The sequence below is a fragment of the Rhizobium sp. Root1334 genome (genome assembly GCF_001426665.1).
Taxonomy (GTDB): Bacteria; Pseudomonadota; Alphaproteobacteria; order Rhizobiales; family Rhizobiaceae; genus Pararhizobium.
Window position 1 is genome coordinate 402,591 of the sequence record NZ_LMEY01000001.1, and the last position, 17,453, is coordinate 420,043.

18 protein-coding genes and 2 tRNA genes are annotated in these 17,453 nt (G+C 60.5%); 11 read left to right on the forward strand and 9 right to left on the reverse strand.

The features are described from left to right. The first annotated feature begins 339 nt into the window (after window positions 1–339). Entirely contained in the window at window positions 340–726 is a 387-nt protein-coding gene (locus ASD36_RS01980) for a hypothetical protein (RefSeq protein WP_060505341.1), read from the forward strand. Between the two features lie 17 nt (window positions 727–743). Here ASD36_RS01980 and ASD36_RS01985 read toward each other — a convergent pair whose 3' ends face one another. The 3 genes from ASD36_RS01985 to ASD36_RS01995 all read right to left on the reverse strand — a co-directional run bounded on the left by ASD36_RS01985 (window position 744) and on the right by ASD36_RS01995 (window position 2,419). Continuing rightward, a complete protein-coding gene (locus ASD36_RS01985) occupies window positions 744–1,151 on the reverse strand; it encodes a hypothetical protein (protein ID WP_060505340.1) in 408 nt (135 codons plus the stop codon). A 135-nt stretch (window positions 1,152–1,286) separates the two neighbouring features. After that, window positions 1,287–1,553, reverse strand: coding sequence for a hypothetical protein (locus ASD36_RS01990; RefSeq protein WP_060508710.1), 267 nt, complete (start codon window positions 1,551–1,553; stop codon window positions 1,287–1,289). Next, window positions 1,550–2,419 carry a hypothetical protein gene (locus ASD36_RS01995; RefSeq protein WP_060508712.1) on the reverse strand — a complete coding sequence of 290 codons (870 nt, stop codon included), beginning with the start codon at window positions 2,417–2,419 and terminating at the stop codon, window positions 1,550–1,552. The genes ASD36_RS01990 and ASD36_RS01995 overlap by 4 nt, the downstream gene beginning before the upstream one ends. Window positions 2,420–2,604: 185 nt before the next feature. Here ASD36_RS01995 and ASD36_RS02000 point away from each other — a divergent pair, with 185 nt between their 5' ends. Then, window positions 2,605–3,465, forward strand: a complete 861-nt coding sequence (locus ASD36_RS02000; protein ID WP_082562687.1) for a tyrosine-type recombinase/integrase — start codon at window positions 2,605–2,607, stop codon at window positions 3,463–3,465. Between the two features lie 93 nt (window positions 3,466–3,558). Here ASD36_RS02000 and ASD36_RS02005 read toward each other — a convergent pair. Beyond that, window positions 3,559–3,635: transfer RNA gene (locus ASD36_RS02005), tRNA-Pro, on the reverse strand. A 378-nt stretch (window positions 3,636–4,013) separates the two neighbouring features. Between ASD36_RS02005 and ASD36_RS02010 the strand changes: the two genes are divergently transcribed. Further along, the gene (locus tag ASD36_RS02010; RefSeq protein WP_060503779.1) at window positions 4,014–4,424 is read left to right on the forward strand and encodes a hypothetical protein; all 411 of its coding nucleotides are present in this window, start codon (window positions 4,014–4,016) and stop codon (window positions 4,422–4,424) included. A gap of 75 nt (window positions 4,425–4,499) precedes the next feature. Here ASD36_RS02010 and ASD36_RS02015 read toward each other — a convergent pair whose 3' ends face one another. Together ASD36_RS02015 and ASD36_RS02020 are read right to left on the reverse strand one after the other, a co-directional pair. After that, window positions 4,500–4,682, reverse strand: coding sequence for a YegP family protein (locus ASD36_RS02015; RefSeq protein WP_060508713.1), 183 nt, complete (start codon window positions 4,680–4,682; stop codon window positions 4,500–4,502). A 265-nt stretch (window positions 4,683–4,947) separates the two neighbouring features. Further along, a tRNA-Gln gene (locus ASD36_RS02020) sits at window positions 4,948–5,021 on the reverse strand. 380 nt (window positions 5,022–5,401) lie between these two features. Here ASD36_RS02020 and ASD36_RS02025 point away from each other — a divergent pair. The 5 genes from ASD36_RS02025 to ASD36_RS02045 all read left to right on the forward strand — a co-directional run bounded on the left by ASD36_RS02025 (window position 5,402) and on the right by ASD36_RS02045 (window position 9,892). Then, window positions 5,402–5,698 carry a cupin domain-containing protein gene (locus tag ASD36_RS02025; protein WP_060503781.1) on the forward strand — a complete coding sequence of 99 codons (297 nt, stop codon included), beginning with the start codon at window positions 5,402–5,404 and terminating at the stop codon, window positions 5,696–5,698. A gap of 11 nt (window positions 5,699–5,709) precedes the next feature. After that, complete coding sequence (locus tag ASD36_RS02030; protein ID WP_060503782.1) at window positions 5,710–6,642, forward strand: MBL fold metallo-hydrolase; 933 nt, start codon at window positions 5,710–5,712, stop codon at window positions 6,640–6,642. Beyond that, the gene (locus ASD36_RS02035) at window positions 6,642–7,097 is read left to right on the forward strand and encodes a thiol-disulfide oxidoreductase DCC family protein (RefSeq protein ID WP_060503783.1); all 456 of its coding nucleotides are present in this window, start codon (window positions 6,642–6,644) and stop codon (window positions 7,095–7,097) included. The genes ASD36_RS02030 and ASD36_RS02035 overlap by 1 nt, the downstream gene beginning before the upstream one ends. After that, window positions 7,094–8,788 (forward strand): DUF4166 domain-containing protein, encoded by a 1,695-nt coding sequence (locus tag ASD36_RS02040; protein ID WP_060503784.1) that lies wholly within the window; start codon window positions 7,094–7,096, stop codon window positions 8,786–8,788. The genes ASD36_RS02035 and ASD36_RS02040 overlap by 4 nt, the downstream gene beginning before the upstream one ends. A gap of 204 nt (window positions 8,789–8,992) precedes the next feature. Continuing rightward, window positions 8,993–9,892, forward strand: coding sequence for a LysR substrate-binding domain-containing protein (locus tag ASD36_RS02045; RefSeq protein ID WP_060503785.1), 900 nt, complete (start codon window positions 8,993–8,995; stop codon window positions 9,890–9,892). Window positions 9,893–9,902: 10 nt separating this feature from the next. Here the strand turns inward: ASD36_RS02045 and ASD36_RS02050 are convergent, their stop codons facing one another. Next, window positions 9,903–10,811 carry a DUF1499 domain-containing protein gene (locus ASD36_RS02050; protein WP_060503786.1) on the reverse strand — a complete coding sequence of 303 codons (909 nt, stop codon included), beginning with the start codon at window positions 10,809–10,811 and terminating at the stop codon, window positions 9,903–9,905. 291 nt (window positions 10,812–11,102) lie between these two features. On the opposite strand from ASD36_RS02050, the gene ASD36_RS02055 reads away from it, so the two are divergent. The 3 genes from ASD36_RS02055 (at window position 11,103) to ASD36_RS02065 (ending at window position 12,741) form a co-directional block, all read left to right on the forward strand. Next, the gene (locus ASD36_RS02055) at window positions 11,103–11,486 is read left to right on the forward strand and encodes a hypothetical protein (protein WP_060503787.1); all 384 of its coding nucleotides are present in this window, start codon (window positions 11,103–11,105) and stop codon (window positions 11,484–11,486) included. A gap of 39 nt (window positions 11,487–11,525) precedes the next feature. Beyond that, window positions 11,526–11,777, forward strand: a complete 252-nt coding sequence (locus tag ASD36_RS02060) for a hypothetical protein (protein ID WP_060503788.1) — start codon at window positions 11,526–11,528, stop codon at window positions 11,775–11,777. A 121-nt stretch (window positions 11,778–11,898) separates the two neighbouring features. Further along, window positions 11,899–12,741, forward strand: a complete 843-nt coding sequence (locus ASD36_RS02065; protein ID WP_060503834.1) for an alpha/beta hydrolase — start codon at window positions 11,899–11,901, stop codon at window positions 12,739–12,741. Window positions 12,742–12,794: 53 nt separating this feature from the next. Here ASD36_RS02065 and ppdK read toward each other — a convergent pair whose 3' ends face one another. After that, window positions 12,795–15,461 (reverse strand): pyruvate, phosphate dikinase, encoded by a 2,667-nt coding sequence (gene ppdK, locus ASD36_RS02070; protein WP_060503789.1) that lies wholly within the window; start codon window positions 15,459–15,461, stop codon window positions 12,795–12,797. A gap of 132 nt (window positions 15,462–15,593) precedes the next feature. Then, window positions 15,594–17,216, reverse strand: coding sequence for a diguanylate cyclase (locus tag ASD36_RS02075; protein WP_244482045.1), 1,623 nt, complete (start codon window positions 17,214–17,216; stop codon window positions 15,594–15,596). Window positions 17,217–17,453 lie beyond the last annotated feature (237 nt).

Sequence of the window (17,453 nt, forward strand, 5' to 3'; positions counted from 1 at the left end):
GAGCACGTTCAACGAAGCTGTTTTGATAGGCTTTAAGCACGCAAAACAGCCCCCGCTGCTACCAGCGGGAGCTTAAATGCTTTCGTGCTCAAATGCACCGAGCGCCCTCCCTCACCCGACGCAACCAAATTGGCACATCTTCACCTCCGCTGCTCGTTTACCTCTTGTTAAGGTTATGCCGTAAGGTAAACAGCGAAGCCGCGCGGACTGGCCGCTGACCTGGACGAAGGTTGACGGCGAGACCAAAGTTATCGACCGAGGACATCCCTACTCCCAATAGCCAAATTGTCCCGTACATGCGTTCATGATGAGATACGCCATTCGAGAGGGAGTAGCGTTATGAAACAGATCACAATTGCATCTGCGGCTATGCTCATGCTTGCTGCAGGCGCTATCGACGCGGACGCCGCTGGGAAGGTGATGAAAGGCCCGCAATTGGAGGCCCTTCTGGCTAATGGCAAGGCAATCACCCTCGGCGGCAAAGGTGAAGGCTACGTTGGGACGCTGGTCCTGGCGAAGGACGGAACCGGCAGTGGATCGGCAAAGACGGACGATGGAAAAACAATAACACTGCGAGGGACGTGGAAGATAAAAGGCGACAAGTTTTGCCGAGCTTGGGAAGCGTTGGATTCCGGGAAAGAGGTTTGCGAAACTTGGCGAGTGAAATCGCCCTCGCAGGCTGAAGTCTTTGTGGGAAAGAAGCGTTCCGGCCTGAATTCCTGGTAGCAGGTGACGGTACGCGATCACGGGATTTTCAGCCAATGCCGGATACCGGAAACGGCCGTCTCGCTCATATAGGCAACGATCCCACCGATTGTCAGCCCAGCGAGAGCGATTAGCCCGCTGATGCCGACACCAAGTGTTTTCATCCGCTTCCATTCTTCCAGCGCCGGGGCGACGATGCCCTGATTCTTCTCCACCGTCTCTTTGAGGGCTTGGATTTCACCCCTCACTTGAGCGTCTATCTGCCCCCTGACTGCAATCGTCGTCTCCATGTGGGCGATCTGTTGCGCCTGGTTGTCGAGCCGCTGGTGGATAACCGAGCGACTTTCATGGGCCATTTGCTTTTCATCTTGGAAATCGGCCCGCAGGCGATCAACGCCTTCCTGAACCTTCCCCAGCGCGAGCATGATGTCATCGTTTGAAGCCATATCTATTTCCGACATCCTGGCTGCGCAGTGCAAGTTCGGTTATGCCCCGCCACCTGCCGGCCGAACGGTTGGTCATTTGCGACGATGAATGCGCGGGTCTCTGGCGATGGTGTCAGCAGTTCGAAGCCACTGCCATCACTCACAGATGTTTTGCTCTGGCACCCAGCGGCCACCCAACTCACGGCACAAAGCACCAGTATCAAGAACACGTATTTCAGCATTGGTCTTTCCCCGCTGCTCGATGTTTCTCATGGCCTGCTTGAGGATGGCGGATCGTTCGATCTCCCTGCCCTCGTTCACCGCCGCAGGACGCCACACAGCGATGTTGATGAGGTGGAACAGCAGCATGCCGAAGATCAGGCCGACGACGCCACCGGCCGCGAGTGAGAGGCGGGAGATCATGTTGCCTTGCCCCGGTTGATCGACCAGCGCCCAGAGAGGAACATGAAGGCCGCGAGGCTTGAGACTGCAAGCAGCGCCACAGCAAAGATAAGCGCGTAGACATTGTTGATGCCAGTGACGATCGGCACAGCCAAGCCGGTAGCGGCAGGAACCAGCACGGTGGTGATTGCCGTGCCGCTCTGGCCCGCTGGCTTATCGTCGGCCTTGGCATCCGCGCTAGTGACATCCACAGGCGGGAGAACTTCCCTCGCCGCTTCGATGGCATCCATGAAGCTCTTGAAATAGTCTGCGATCAGCTTCGCTTTGTCCAACCGGTTGACGATGCGGCGAGCGGCTACCGGATCGTTTGCGATCTGTCCGAAATGGTCGGAAAGCTTTTCGCCGGTGAACAGGCCCTTGATCATACCGTCGAACATGACGCGCACCGCCGTCGCCAGGTTCATCCCGGGCTGGACATTGAATTTCTGGAAGTTCTCCTTGCCGGTCAGCTGCGGGAGGCCGTCACCACGATAGACCCATCCGTCGTCGGCCCCGGTGTTTCCCATGCGTCCGCCGTAGACCTTGTTGGCCAAGGCGCGTCCGTTGCGAACAAATGGCTGGGCGCTGGCGATGGAGGGAAACCGCGTGGGCCAGGTCTTTTTGATCTGGGCAGCACTCGTGTAGTTCATGTTTTCACGAAGCGCCTGCATCCTGCCGCCGGTCTCATGGAAAGCCGTAGCCAGCATGTATGCCAGCCAGCGGTTGTCCAACAACTTCCGCTTGTCCCATTCATCCAAGATGGCGGTCATGCCGTCAATCTGGGCCTGCGTCAGGCGGCCACCGAAGGGAGCGCGCCTCGCGTATGCGAAGAACGTTGTCAGGTTCATGATTATGTCCTTTGATTAGGCACGGATCCGCCATTGAACCGAGATGATCTCGCCCATTGGGCCCTACCGCTTTCCCGAAAGTTAAGCCGTAATCCCAAAAGCCGCCGCATGCGTTCGCGCCCAATCAGCCATCGCCGTCATTTCACTGCCGCTAAGTGCCCGATTGAAGGACACGGCTAGGCGACGTGCTTCTCGTCTATCTCGACGAGAAGTCGAAGGGGACGGTTAAACCACGGGAGACCGAGGCCCGTATCGCCAGGCTGAATGAATTCTTCGGAAGTTACCGTGTCGCGGACATCAGAGGGAAACTCTGCCGCGACTACGCTGACGTTCGTGGAACAGAAGCTGGAGCCCGCCGCGATCTCGAAGTGATGCGCGCGGCGATCAACTACTACCACGGCGAATACACCCTCGACATGGTGCCGAAGGTGACATTGCCGGACAAGAGTATGCCCCGCGAACGCTGGCTGACACGCGAGGAAGTGGCCAGCCTCATCAGAGCGGCGCGCAAAGTTGGCCGGTGCCAGCACATTGTTCGCCTGCTTCTGGTCGGCGTCTACAGTGGCACGCGCCTGTCAGCCATGCTCGGCTTACAGTGGATGCCGAACACGACAGGTGGATGGGTCGATCTCGAAGCTGGCGTGATGTACCGCAAGGCGATCGGCGAACGTGTTGCGCACAACAAGCGTAAAACGCCGGTCAAGATCCCGCCTCGCCTTCTGCGTCTGCTGAAATATTGGCGCAAGAAAGACATGGCGGCCGACGTCAAGGAAAAGCGTGACCGCCCTACCCTTCACGTCATCCACTACTTTGGTGACAAGGTCATCAAACCGCACAAAGCCTTTCGCGCCGTCCGCGCGGAAGCAAACCTCGGTGAAGACGTCACCCCGCATATCCTACGTCACACCCGCGCAACTTGGCTTGCCAGCGCTGGCATCGACGTCCAGGAAGCCGCCGCTTCGCTCGGAATTACTACCGACGAATTCGAGCGGACATACCTGCACAACGACCCGAAGTTTCAGCAGAACGCCGCAAACGCCTACTGAAACTGTGCGGAAACTGTGCAGTGCTTGAAATGACTTAGTGCCTACCCAGCGAGCCCATCAGGGCGAAACCCTTATACTGTCGGGGGTTCAAGCTGGTCGGAGTGAGAGGATTCGAACCTCCGACCCCGTCGTCCCGAACGACGTGCGCTACCAGGCTGCGCTACACTCCGTGACCAGCGGCGCCTCTATAGAACAGCATTTTCCTTTCCACAAGGCGCAAATTTGAAAAATCCGCATGTAGCTTGAAAACAATAGGATAAGTCCCGCCACACCACCGGAAAAGCCTGCAGCCAAGCTGCTCAGCCAGGCCAGAAACGGCGCTAAAAATTGCAGCCGACAGCGGGTTTTTCCCACCAAACTGTTCCCTTGCTGGGGCCTTTCGGCAACGCTTGCAAATTTATGCGTACAGCCGCGTTTATAAGCCGTTGCGGAGATTTTCTTTCAATCGGTTTAGCGCTAGAGGCTGGGGCGACAAGCCTTGGCTGCCAGCGCTTTGCGCCGCCGGGGCGGGCGATCTTTCAGAACGAAAACCAAAGGGACGTGACCAGATGAATTTCCGCTTGATGACCGTGGCCGGCCTTGCGCTGGCGCTTGCCGGCTGCACCACCGTGGGCCCGGCCCGCAATGCCGTCGAGGCCCGCTGGAAGGGACAGCCCGCTGGCGTCTTCTTCGCCGCGTTTGGCCCGCCACAGTCGGACGTTTCCAGCGGTGACATGACCGTCTATTCCTGGAAGGGCGGCTACAAGAAGCGGACGATCCCGGCGCAGTACGCCGAAGGTGAAAACGGCAAGAAGGGCAAGAAGATCGCCTCCGCCCGCACCGAATTCCTGTCCTGCTCTGTCCAGCTCAACGTCTCGTCCGACTACGTCATCCGCTCGATCACGGTGCTCGGCGATGTCAAAAAGTCTTCCGGTCCGAGCTGGTGCGAGGAGTTTCTGGCTGGCGATCAGGCGAAGTAAGGTTTTTGGGCACAGATGTGCTGATGTGAATGGACCCGCCGGTTTTCACCGGCGGGTCTTGTTTATGGCGTTTGCTCAGGTGGTGCTGTTGTCTTCGACGGGCGCACCGGCGCCATTTTTCTTGATGGAATCGATGGCATTCTGAGCGCTCGACTTGCTGGAATAGCCTTCCGTCGAGAACATCACTTCGTTGTTGTATTTGAAGCGAACCCGGAATTCGCCAGCCTTGTCTTTGTAGATTTCAAACTTGTGAGCCATCAGCTCCCCCTCTTGTCAGCGTGAATCAAGCCTCTTCAACGTGGCAGTTGCTGCCGGCGTTGGCAAGTTTGCCCCTGATGTAAAGCGACTAGCCAGCTGGTGAAAATCGGTGGGGAGTTCTTTTTGGGCCGCCAGACCGACGCGCAATCTTCTGCAACGTTTCGGAGGATCGGATCATAAGCCGCCCAATGTCATGCAGACGACCCACAAAGCCGCCTACCGAGGGACTTTTGAGGTGATCAACTGAACATGACGAGAAATGAAGTGGCTGGGGCGCCTGGATTCGAACCAGGGGTGCCGGTACCAAAAACCAGTGCCTTACCGCTTGGCTACGCCCCACCATTTGGCGCGAACAGATTGCCCTGCCAAATCGAGTGCCGGTTTAGCAAAGCCGAACGCATGCGACAATGTCTAAGTTTGGGTTTTGCGCGGATTTTTCAAGGGGGCGATTTTGAGAAGGCTGCGGGCGGGCGCGGCATGCGTAACGGCCCTTCATCCGGCCTGTCGGCCACCTTCTCCCCGCAGGCGGGGCGAAGGGAGATGCGGCAACCTCTGTTGTCCCCTCTCCCCGCGTGCGGGGAGAAGGTTAGGGTGAGGGGCAATGGCGCGGGGACAATCGCTTGTAGCGCCAGCACTCAAAAGACATCAGCCAGTATTGGAAATACATTTCTGTCATCGGCATTCTAGGCTAGGGTCTCCACCCAAACCCGGAGACTTCCATGAGCATTTTTCGTGCCCGCCCGCCCGCCAAACCCACTGTTCTTCTCGATGATGATGTAGTGAGAATCACCCGCTGGGATTTTGAGCCGGGGGCCGATACCGGGCATCATGTGCATGGCATGGGCTATGTGGTCATCCCGATGACCGATTGCCAGTTTCTGCTGGAAGAGCCCGGCGGTGAGCGGCGGGTGGATATTGCCAAGGGGCAGGCCTACCGGCGCGAGGCCGGCGTCGAGCACAATGTCGTCAATGCCGGCAAGGAATTCATGTCGTTCATCGAAGTCGAGTACAAGTGAAGAGACGGCGCGTGGACGGTCCAGATTTCGACCTTGACTTCAAGCCAGCCCATGGCGAAGCGGTGACAGTGGCGGACGGGGTGCAGCGCATCACCGTCAACAATCCCGGTCCCTTCACCTTCCATGGCACCAACAGCTATATCGTCGGCGATAAATCGGTTGCGGTGATCGATCCCGGGCCGGAGGACGAAGCGCATTTCCAGGCGCTGATGGCGGCGCTGAAAGGCCGCGAGGTCACGCATATTGCCGTCAGCCACACGCATCGCGACCACTCGCCGCTTGCCCGGCGGCTGAAGGTTGAGACCGGCGCGCTTGTTGTTGCCGAGGGGCCCCACCGGGCGGCACGGCTGCTGCATGCCGGCGAGATCAACCCGTTTGCCGAAAGCTCGGACAAGGATTTTTCGCCCGATATCGCGCTTGCCGATGGCGACCGGGTCGAGGGCGATGGCTGGTCGCTGACCACGCTTTTAACGCCCGGCCATACCGCCAACCACGCGGCATTTGCGCTTGGCAGTCCGAACGAGACCGGCATCGTCTTTTCCGCCGATCATGTGATGGCCTGGGCAACCTCGATCGTCGCGCCGCCGGATGGGTCGATGACCGATTACATGGCCTCGCTGGAAAAGCTGCTTTCCCGCGACGATCGGCTCTACCTGCCCGGCCATGGCGGCCCGGTCAACGCGCCTGCTGCGTTCCTGCGCGGCCTGCGCGCCCACCGGCGGATGCGCGAGCGCGCCGTACTGGAGCGGGTGCGGGCCGGTGACACGTTCATCCCCGACATGGTGAAGGTGATCTATGCGACTACCGATCCGCGCTTGCATGGCGCCGCGGCGCTGTCGGTGTTTGCTCATCTGGAGGACCTTTTGGAGCGCGGCCAGGTCGAGACCGATGGAGCCCCCTCGCTCACCGGCGCCTTTCGCCTGGCGCCCGGCGGGGCAAGCTGATGCAGTTGAGATCAGCCTATAGTTACCGCAGCGATCCGGCGGTGCCTGCCTTTGCCGACGACCATCCCATCATCGTCTTTGATGGCGCATGCATCTTCTGCTCCGGCTGGGTGAATTTCGTCCTGCGCCACGACAAGCAGGGCCGCTACCATTTCATCACGGCGCAATCGCCCCTTGGCGAAGCGCTCTACCGTCACTATAGCCTCGACAGCCGCGACTATGAGACCAATATCCTGATCGAGAATGGCATCGCCTATCTGAGATCGGAGGGGTCGCTGCGCATGGCGGCCGGGCTCGGCCTTCCCTGGAACCTTGCAAACGTCTTCCGCGCGCTGCCGAGACGCGTCCGCGATCCACTCTATGAACTTGTGGCGCGCAATCGCTACCGGATCGCCGGCCGCCGCAACAGCTGCTTCGTCCCGGCGCCAGAACATCGCGCCCGGTTCCTTGCATGAGCGTCGAACGGCTACGCATCCTGATCCTTGGCGGTTATGGCACGTTTGGTGGCAGGCTGGTGCGGCTCCTGGCCGACGAACCGCGCCTGACGCTGCTGGTGGCCGGACGATCACATGACAAGGCGCGGGCCTTTGTTGACGGCATCTCGGCCAAGGCCGTGCTTGAGCCTGTCGCGATGGACCGCAACGGCGATGTGGACGCCGTGCTCACTGGATTGAAACCGGATCTGGTGGTCGATGCCTCCGGGCCATTTCAGGATACTGGACCTGATCCCTACCGGCTGGTCAAGGCCTGCATCGCGCATGGCATCTGCTATCTCGATCTAGCCGATGCGACCGCGTTCGTGGCGGGCCTGTCCAGCCTCAACGGCATGGCTGTGGATCGCGATGTGTTTGCCCTTTCCGGCTGCAGCAGTTTTCCCGCGCTTTCCTTTGCGGCGCTCAATGCGTTGAAACCGGAATTTGCCGGCATCACCACGGTGACATCCGGTATCGCTCCCTCGCCCAAAGTCCGCATGGGCCTCAACGTCGTCAAGGCCGTGTCGAGCTATGCCGGCAAGCCGGTGGCGCGTCTGCACAACGGCAAGCAGACAGTTGGTTACGGTTTGATGGATTGCGTCCGCCGTACGATCGCGCCACCGGGTGGCATTTCGTTGAACAGCCGAAGGTTCGCGCTTGCCGATGCGCCGGATCTGGCGCTGCTACCAGGCACTCTACCCGGCCTCCAATCCACCTTCACGGGCGCTGGAACCGAACCGCAAATCCTGCAACGCCTGCTGGGCGTTGGCGGCTGGCTGGTGCGGCTGCGGCTGCTTGCGTCCCTTTCACCGTTTGCTGCGCTGTTTCACTGGGCGTCGCATCGCTTCGCCTTCGGCGAACATCGCGGCGGCATGTTCGTCGCCGTCACCGGCTGGACCGGAGATGGCAAGCCGCATGCGAAATCCTGGCATCTGGTGGCTGAGGGAGACGACGGCCCCTTCATCCCGGCAATGGCAGCAGAGGCAATCGTTCGCGGCTGGCTTGCGGGACGCAAACCAAGGCTTGGCGCTCGTCCGGCTGCGGGCGAACTGACACTTGCCGATTTCGAGCCGCTGTTTGACCGTTTCGCCATCCGCACCGGCATCCGTGACGACAGTCTTTGTGCACCAAACACACCGCTCTATCGGCACATGCTGGCAAGCGCGTGGGAGAGCCTATCGCCCGCCGTTGCCACCATGCATGACAGTACCATCTCGCGGACCGTTGAAGGACGGGCCAAAATCGAGCGAGGCACCGGCCTTCTGGCCCGGATGACGGCCGCCATCATCGGCTTTCCCGCGGACAGTCCCGACGTGCCGGTCACGGTCCGTTTCGCATGCGGCGATGGCCGCGAGACCTGGGTCCGCACCTTCGGCACACAATCCTTCCACAGCGTGCAATCCGCCATCGCCGGTCCCGATGCCGGCCTGCTGGCCGAGGATTTCGGGCCGTTTCGCGTGCTGATCGCTCTGCTGCCGGATCAGGGACGCTTGCGGCTGGTGATCCGCGGCTGGCGTTTTTTCGGTCTGCCTCTGCCCTTGTTTCTGGCGCCCCGCGGCGAGACATTCGAGGAAGAAGTAAACGGCATCTTCCGGTTTCATGTCGAGATCACCAGTCCGCTGACCGGGCTGATCGTCCGTTATACCGGCTGGCTTCGTCCAAGGGCCGGTTGAACCGTTCGGCGCTGCCGTCGCCACGGAACGGCTTGCGGCCAATGTCGTATTGCAGGGTGAGGAGCAGAATGACGTCCATCCAGAGTTTGAGGATCGCGCCCATCGCATCGTCCTTCCAAAACTATCGATGCGCCAAGGATGCGCCCCTTGCCCATGGCTGACAAACGAGCTTATTGTCGTCTTCGGATGACTTGAGGTTATGCGATGAAACGCGGACGTTTACCCTTGACCGCCCTGCGCAGTTTTGAAGCGGCTGGAAGGCTCGAGAGTTTTACACTGGCCGCCGAAGAACTGTTCGTCTCGCAAGCCGCGATCAGCCGGCAGGTACGCGAGCTGGAAGCGCTCCTGGGGACAGCGCTGTTTACGCGGCATCACCGCAAGGTGCGTCTGAGCGCAGCAGGGTCGAGACTGCTTGAAACACTGGCCACCGCCTTCGATACGATCGATGCCCGGCTTGAGGAAGTGCGGGCGGCCAAACCCGCGACGCTTTTGACGGTCAATGCCGAACCCGGCTTTGCCGGTTGCTGGCTCGTGCCGCATCTGCAACGTTTTCGCGAAGAGCACCCGCAAATCGACGTATCCGTGGAATCCGAAGCTAGACTTGTCGATTTTCGCGGCGATGTGGCGGAGCTTGCCATCCGCCATAGCGCAAAGGCAAGCAGCTGGCCTCGCACCCAGGCCCTCCATCTCTGCGACGTCGCCATGGTTCCGGCCCTGTCGCCGGCGATCATCAGGGATGAGGCTCCCCTTGAGATGCCGGAAGACCTGCTCTCCTACACTCTGCTGCATGAAGAAAATCGCGACGTCTGGGCGCGCTGGTTTGCAGCAGCCGGGCTCGCGCCGGGTGCCGAGATTATGCGCGGGCCGATCTTCACCGATGGCGCACTGGCATTGCAGGCCCTGCTGCGCGGCCATGGCGTCGCACTTGTCGATGCAGTCCTTTCTCGTGACGACCTCGACGCCGGGCGTTTTATCCAGCCATTCGACCTGAAAGTCCCGCATGGCGCCTATTTCCTGGTGGCACGCGACTTCAATCAGTTATCACCGCAAGCCTTGGCCTTTGTTACCTGGATCACCGGTTGCTTTGCAGGCTTATCCGGCTGAAGGCTCAGGATCAATCGCCCGCGATCCCCAGCAATTCGGCATCGAGCGCATGCAGGAACTGGTCGGCAAAGGCGGCACCGAGGCCAAGATCATGGCCGCCATAACGCGAGGCGACCCGCATATCGACGAAGGTGGTTTCAGCCTCTTCGCGCAGCCTGATCAGCACGTCGAAGCGCAGGCCAACGATCAAAGTGCGCCATTCGCCCTGCAGCAAAATATCGGAGGAGCGCCGTCCCGGCGGCATCTCACCCGTGGCGATCTCGGGGCGCGACAGCGGGATCGGCACGTCATCAGGATCGCTATCGGCCGGGGCAGCGTCGGCCGGCTTGACGGCCATGTCTTCCAGATCGGCTTCGGCATTTTCGACGCCCGCCTGCGCAACGATGGTAATGCCGGTCTGTTCCGCAACGGTCTTTACCCCCTGAAACACGCGGTCAAGCGCACCGTCGTAACGGCGGCCGGTCAGCGCCGGATAGGCAAGAACCTGCGCTTCGCGATCCGCCGGCGTCACCTCGGCCGCGCGCTTCAGCCAGCCCCGTTGTGCATTCGGGGTCTTGATCCAGGGCGGCGGCGTGACCGTATCGGTGCTGACATCGTAGATCGCAGGCTTGGAAAAATATTCGCCGATCACAAAGCCTGCGGCCGCGATCGGAACGGCCGCATAGACCAGCGCCACGAACGAGGCGACGCCGCCCATGGCTGCGACCTGCCAGAACCGGACGAAACCGGCAATTGCAAGCACCACTGCAAGCGCCGCCAGACCTGCCGACAGAACCACCAGCACCACGAAATGCGGGGTGACCAGCGGGCCGAAGCGATGCGCCAGCAAGGCCCCGATAAAGAGACCGAAGGCAAAGCGGGCGATCCGGCGCGCCCAACGGGCTGCAACGGATGTAGGGCGCTCATACTTGATCATCATCTGGCAGAATCAATCCCTTGGCCTGACACGGCAACACATCTCCTGTTTAGAGCATGATGACGAAAGCTGTGAAGTGGTTTTCGCCGGGACGAGGATGGAGGCGCGGATGGCGGGCGAACATCTACACTTCCTAACATGCCGCAAATTTGCCATTCTCCTTGATCATGTCTTAATGATGGGGATCAGCCGTGTTTCCCGGTTCATGCGGCGTAGGACCGGTTTGCACACACATCGGAATTTCCAGGTGCACGGGAAGAGATGTCTTTCTTGTGGCTTGAAAGGAGAGTGAGCATGCTATCATCCGAGATGGCCACATCGGCCACCCAGACCTTAATTCCGGCGCCCGACGCCAACCTGACCATCGAACTGCTTGAACTCGAACTCTCGCTGGACGGTTTCACCGCCGGCCCGGACGGCTTTTCCGCCCATGTCCGCGCCGCCGCTGCAGCCATCGACGGCGCCCTGCTGTTCGAATTGCCCGCCTCCGGGCTGGTGGCCGATTGTGATCGCATCGCGGTCCTGCGCATTCCCAAGGATGGCAGCGCTGTCATGGCAACGATCTTCGCCTGCCTGGAAACCGGTGGCAACACGATCCGCCTCGAAGCACCCGACGAAAGCACCGCGGACCTCAAGAATTTTGCCGAAGCCTTTGTGGATGTGCTGCAACGTATCTGATAGACAGAGTGAGATCTGCAATCGTTTCAAGGTCTCAGCATGTCCATCGGGAAGATTCTGTCGCTTGTCGCGCTCGGCGCAATCCTTGGCGGTTGCACCACACTGACGCCGCAAGAACGCCGCGCCGCAGACGAAAAAACCTGCTTGTCCTACGGCTTCCGCCGCGGCACTGATGCGCTCGCCACCTGCCTGCAACGCATCGACCTCGACCGCCGTGCCGAGTCGCGCTCATTGCGCTATGGCAACGACCCGATGATGTGGGGCTGGAACCGCCCGGTTATCGTCCGGTAATCGCGTAGCACCTTCACTTTCCGCAAGGAAATTTCCGATTCGGCGCGAAATGGCGCTGACTTTTGCTTTGGCAACGGCAATTGCCGCCTATGATGGCGCGTCAACGATCGGGAGATTTCTCATGAAAGCCGTGCTGAAAGTACTCTGCGCCCTCTTCCTCTTCGCCGCCGCGCCGGCAGTGGCCGCTGAACGGTGGCAGCAACTGCCTGCCCCCGCCCCGATGTCGAAGGCGGATAAAACCGGCACGGCGCCGGTCAACGGCATCGACATGTACTACGCCGTCTACGGCTCCGGCCCGCCGGTGCTGCTCATCCACGGCGGCCTCGGCTATGCCGACATCTGGGGCGCACAGATTGCCGATCTTTCCAAGGATCATACCGTCATCGTTGCCGAAAGCCGCGGGCATGGGCGCTCGACCCGCAATGCCGATCCCTATAGCTACGACCTGATGTCTTCGGATTATCTGGCGCTGCTTGATTACCTGAAGATCGGCAAGACGGCGATTGTCGGCTGGAGCGATGGCGGCATTATCGGCCTCGATATCGCCATCCATCACCCGGAACGGCTGACCAAACTGTTTGCTCAGGCCGCCAATTCCAAGATCGACGGCGTCATCCCGACCGTGATGGAAAACAAGACCTTCGCCACCTACATCGAAAAGGCCGGCGAGGTCTACAAGAAGATTTCGCCGACACCGGCCGAATATGACGCTTTCGTCACCCAGATCAGCAACATGTGGGCAAGCCAGCCCAACTGGAGCGACGACGACCTGAAGAAGATCACGACGCCGACCACCATCGTTCTCGGCGACCACGACGAGGCGATCAGCCGGGAGCATACGGATTACCTGGCAAAAACCATCCCCGGCGCCGAACTGATCATCCTCAAGGACGCCAGCCATTTCGCCATGCTGCAGGACCCGGAAGGGTACAACAAGGCGGTGCGGGATTTCATCGACCGGTAGGAAACGAACTGTCCGGCGAGCCCCCGCTTGCCGGACAGTTTAAACCGTAGCACTCACCCCTTGCCATTGATCGCCGCCTGGGCGGCTGCCAGTCTTGCGATCGGCACGCGGAAGGGCGAACAGGAGACATAGTCGAGGCCAGCGTCCTCGCAGAAACGGATAGAGGCCGGGTCGCCGCCGTGCTCGCCGCAGATACCGAGTTTCAAGCCGTTCTTGGTGCGGCGGCCGCGTTCAGCGGCAATCTGGATCAGTTCACCGACCCCATCGAAATCGAGCGAGACGAACGGATCTTTCTCGACAATGCCCTTCTGGATGTAGGTATTGAGGAATTGGGCCGCATCGTCACGCGAAATGCCGAATGTGGTCTGCGTCAAGTCGTTGGTCCCGAAGGAAAAGAAGTCGGCGCTTTCGGCGATGACATGGGCGCGAAGGGCTGCACGCGGCAACTCGATCATCGTACCGACAAGATATTCGATCTCGATACCGGACTCGCCAATAACCTCCCTGGCCACCGCATCGATGCAGGCCTTGACGTAGTCCAACTCGGATTTCAGCCCGACCAGCGGTACCATGATTTCCGGCACGACGGGCGCGCCGGTTTCGCGGGCAGCCTCAACCGCCGCCTCGAAAATCGCACGGGCCTGCATCTCCGCGATCTCCGGATGGGAAATCGCCAGACGGCAGCCGCGATGGCCGAGCATCGGGTTGAACTCGTGCAGCGCATCGACGCGCTGGCGCAGTTCGGCCGGGTCCATGCCGAGAACGGCCGAAACATCGGCGATCTCCTCGTCGGTCTTCGGCAGGAACTCGTGCAGCGGCGGATCGAGCAGGCGGATGGTGACCGGCAGGCCGTGCATGATCGAGAACAGTTCGGTGAAGTCGGAGCGCTGCATCGGCAAAAGCTTGGCGAGCGACACCCGCCGCCCCGCCTCGTCTGCAGCCAGGATCATTTCGCGCATGACATTGATGCGCTCACCCTCGAAGAACATATGCTCGGTACGGCAGAGCCCGATCCCCTCGGCACCGAAGGAGCGGGCAGCGCGGGCATCGGCCGGGGTTTCGGCATTGGTGCGCACCGTCATGCGGCGGCTGGCATCGGCCCAGGCCATGATCTTGCCGAAGTCGCCGGACAGTTCCGGCTGCAGCATAGGGATTTCGCCCTTCAATACCTGGCCGGAGGAGCCGTCAATGGTGATCACCTCACCCTTGGCGAGCGTCATGCCAGCGGCGATCAAAAGTTCGTTGCGGGTATCGACGCGCAGGTTCCCGGCACCGGAGACGCAAGGAATGCCCATGCCGCGCGCGACCACCGCCGCATGGCTGGTCATGCCGCCGCGGCAGGTCAGAATGCCTTCAGCCGCATGCATGCCGTGAATGTCTTCCGGGCTGGTTTCGACGCGGACCAGAATGACCTTGCGGCCTTCCTTGTTGGCCAGCACCGCCTCTTCGGAGGTGAAGACGATCTCACCCGTCGCGGCACCCGGCGAAGCCGGCAGACCGGAACCGATGATATCGCGGCGGGCGCGCGGGTCGATGGTCGGATGCAGCAATTGATCGAGCGAGGCGGGATCGATGCGGGCAACCGCCTGGTCCTGCGTGATCGTGCGGGCTTCGGCCATATCGACTGCGATCCTCAGCGCCGCCTTGGCGGTGCGTTTGCCGGAGCGGGTCTGCAGCATCCAGAGTTTGCCGCGCTCGATGGTGAATTCGAGGTCCTGCATGTCGCGGTAATGGCCTTCCAGCCGGTTGCAGATCGCCTGGAATTCCTCGAACGCTTCCGGCATCAGCTTTTCCAGCGACGGCTTGTCGGAACCCGAAGCGATGCGGGCGGCCTCCGTGATGTTTTGCGGCGTGCGGATGCCGGCGACGACATCCTCGCCTTGCGCATTGACGAGGAATTCGCCGTAAAGTTCGTTTTCGCCGGTCGAGGGATTGCGGGTGAAGGCAACGCCGGTCGCGGACGTATTGCCGAGATTGCCGAACACCATCGCCTGGACATTGACGGCGGTACCCCAGGCGGCGGGTATGTTGTGCAGATGCCGGTAGGTGATGGCGCGTGGGTTCATCCAGCTGGAAAAGACAGCACCGATCGCCCCCCAGAGCTGAACCTCGGGATCCTGCGGAAAGGCCTCGCCGAGTTCCTCCTCGATCACCCGCTTGTAGTGCGCGATGATGTGCTGCCATTCGACGGCGGAAATCTCGGTATCCTGCTCATGCCCGAGACGGCCTTTTTCGTCTTCAAGGATTTCCTCGAAGACCTCGTGGTCGAGCCCCATGACAACATCGGCATACATCTGGATGAAACGGCGATAACTGTCCCAGGCAAACCGGGCATCGCCCGCATCATGGCCGAGCGCCTGTACCGTTGCGTCATTGAGACCGAGATTGAGCACGGTATCCATCATGCCCGGCATCGAGGCGCGGGCGCCGGAGCGGACCGACAGCAGCAGAGGACGCTCGATATCGCCGAACACGCGCCCGGTGATCGCCTGCATCCTCTCAAGACCGGCCGAGACCTGTGTCTTCAACTCTTCGGGAATAATGCGGCCATCGGCATAATATTTGCCGCAGGCCTCGGTGATGATCGTCAGGCCGGGTGGCACCGGCAGGCCGAGATTGCACATCTCTGCCAGATTGGCGCCCTTGCCCCCTAACAGATCACGATCGCCCACATTTCCTTCGGCTTCTCCCCCACCGAAGGTATAAACCCACTTTGTCATGCCATTTCTCCACCCATACGGCTCCCACCGGAGGCTACAGTATCCTTTTCAGCTTTAAAATGCACCGGTGGTGGAATTATGCTGCATCGCAGCAAAAACACGAAAAAACTGTCACAAAAGCGGAAGGAAGGGTCAGGCCGCGGCGGCGCTACGGCGCCACGTGCTTTTGCCGGAGGCTTTCGCCTGATAAAGCGCGCTATCGGCGGCGCTCATCAATTCGTCGGGATCAAAGCCGTTTTCGGGCGCCACCGCGATGCCGATGCTGACGCTGATGCCGATCTGACTGTTGGCAATGCCGAAGGGTTTTCCCAGAGCCAGGATGCAGCGGTCGGCGATATCGGCGCCATCAGCGGCAGAGGCATGTTGCAGAATGGCAAACTCATCACCCCCGAGCCTGGCCACCAGATCACCGCTCAGCAGCACCGACTTCAATCGCTCGGCAACCTGCTTCAGCAGCATATCGCCAGTCGCATGGCCGAAGGTGTCATTGACCGGCTTGAAGCCATCGAGATCAAGATAGTGAACCGCCAGTTCCCTCCCGTCCCGGGCTGCTCTTTCCAGCGCGAATTCAAGCTTCTGGCGAAACTGCATGCGGTTCGGCAGGCCCGTCAGCGGATCGTGGTGGGCAAGATGGGTGGCATGCGCCTCGGCGCGGATGCGGTCGCTGACATCGGCGATCGTCAAAAGCAGCCGCCGCGACGGCCCCTCGTTGATGATGCGCACATAGATCAGCACATGGTGCTCGGTGCCATCTGCCGCCTTCTGATGCCAGACAGTGCGCGCCTCGCAATCGCCCTCCAGGCTGCGCAGCATGGTGCCCAACCGCTCGCCCTCACCGCCGGTATGAAAATCAATGACACGCTTTTGCCGCATCGCTTCGGCCGGAAAACCGTAAAGCCTGACTGCTGCGTTGTTGACAGCCAGAATATCAAGGTTCGCGGCATCGCAGACCATCATCGGCATCGGGTTGGCATCAAACAGCAGCCGGAAGGATTCCTCGCGGCGCTTGAGTTCGGTGATATCGATGCGCATGCCGATGGCGCCCCCATCCGGCGTGCGCCTGTCGTCGTGGCGCAGCCAACGCCCGTCCCGCAGCATCTGCTCCTCCTGCGAGACCGGCAGCCTGTGCTTCTTCATCCGCTCCTCGATCCAGTCTTCCGGATCCGCGACTATTTCCGGCATATCGCCACTGGCCAGGCTGATCTCGAGAATCTCCCTGAACGGCACTCCCGGGCGCAGGTGGCCAGCGATTTCCGGATACAGTGCCGCATATTTCTCGTTCCAGAGAATGTAGCGGTCCTCTGCATCAAAAACGCAAGCCGCCTGCGGCAGCATGTCGATGAAGAAGCCGAGACGCCGGTGGGCAGCCCTTGCCTCAAGCAGCGCCTCATCGTTTTGCCGCTCCAGCTCAAGACGCATCGATTCCATCGACCGCTCATCGATGAGATCGCGGATGACGATGCCCGTCAAAACATCACTGAACCGCACGACCGAAAGCTCGACGGGTATGACACTTCCATCGCCGCGCAAAAGCAGCGTTTCGCGGCGAAAGGATTTGGCAGTGGCGTTCGAGACGGCGTGCCATTCCGGCAGAAGCCGAGATACCGGCGTGCGCGCAAGAACAAAGCTGGCTCCGGACATGGCCGCCGCGGCCTCATTGGCAAAGACAATCAGGCCGCCAGCATTCACGCACACGGACGCCACGGGAACGGCCCTCAAAAGCATCAACGCATCTGCGCCCGTGAAATCCGTCAAGCTTCATACCCTCCGGCAATCCGGCATAGCTCTTTACAGGCTTGCCGGTGAAATTGTGCGCCCAGATATGAAAGATTTTCTTACCAGCCAGCTTGCCAACGGATTAGGCAACGCGACCCGACTACCATCTTTGCGCACGACTTAGGTAATGCTAATATTAATGCGTTAACGGGGATATACCGGATTGAGAGCCGCTCCGAGCAGGCCGCGAATTTTTCCATCACATCATGCGTTCCA

Coding starts and splice junctions, on each gene's coding strand:
- ASD36_RS02060 (WP_060503788.1), top strand. CDS start 11,526: ATGTCCATCGGGAAGATTCTGTCGCTTGTCGCGCTCGGCGCAATCCTT.
- ppdK (WP_060503789.1), bottom strand. CDS start 15,461: ATGACAAAGTGGGTTTATACCTTCGGTGGGGGAGAAGCCGAAGGAAAT.
- ASD36_RS01980 (WP_060505341.1), top strand. CDS start 340: ATGAAACAGATCACAATTGCATCTGCGGCTATGCTCATGCTTGCTGCA.
- ASD36_RS02065 (WP_060503834.1), top strand. CDS start 11,899: ATGAAAGCCGTGCTGAAAGTACTCTGCGCCCTCTTCCTCTTCGCCGCC.
- ASD36_RS01995 (WP_060508712.1), bottom strand. CDS start 2,419: ATGAACCTGACAACGTTCTTCGCATACGCGAGGCGCGCTCCCTTCGGT.
- ASD36_RS02035 (WP_060503783.1), top strand. CDS start 6,642: ATGCAGTTGAGATCAGCCTATAGTTACCGCAGCGATCCGGCGGTGCCT.
- ASD36_RS02010 (WP_060503779.1), top strand. CDS start 4,014: ATGAATTTCCGCTTGATGACCGTGGCCGGCCTTGCGCTGGCGCTTGCC.
- ASD36_RS02025 (WP_060503781.1), top strand. CDS start 5,402: ATGAGCATTTTTCGTGCCCGCCCGCCCGCCAAACCCACTGTTCTTCTC.
- ASD36_RS02040 (WP_060503784.1), top strand. CDS start 7,094: ATGAGCGTCGAACGGCTACGCATCCTGATCCTTGGCGGTTATGGCACG.
- ASD36_RS02055 (WP_060503787.1), top strand. CDS start 11,103: ATGCTATCATCCGAGATGGCCACATCGGCCACCCAGACCTTAATTCCG.
- ASD36_RS01985 (WP_060505340.1), bottom strand. CDS start 1,151: ATGGCTTCAAACGATGACATCATGCTCGCGCTGGGGAAGGTTCAGGAA.
- ASD36_RS02050 (WP_060503786.1), bottom strand. CDS start 10,811: ATGATGATCAAGTATGAGCGCCCTACATCCGTTGCAGCCCGTTGGGCG.
- ASD36_RS01990 (WP_060508710.1), bottom strand. CDS start 1,553: ATGATCTCCCGCCTCTCACTCGCGGCCGGTGGCGTCGTCGGCCTGATC.
- ASD36_RS02045 (WP_060503785.1), top strand. CDS start 8,993: ATGAAACGCGGACGTTTACCCTTGACCGCCCTGCGCAGTTTTGAAGCG.
- ASD36_RS02015 (WP_060508713.1), bottom strand. CDS start 4,682: ATGGCTCACAAGTTTGAAATCTACAAAGACAAGGCTGGCGAATTCCGG.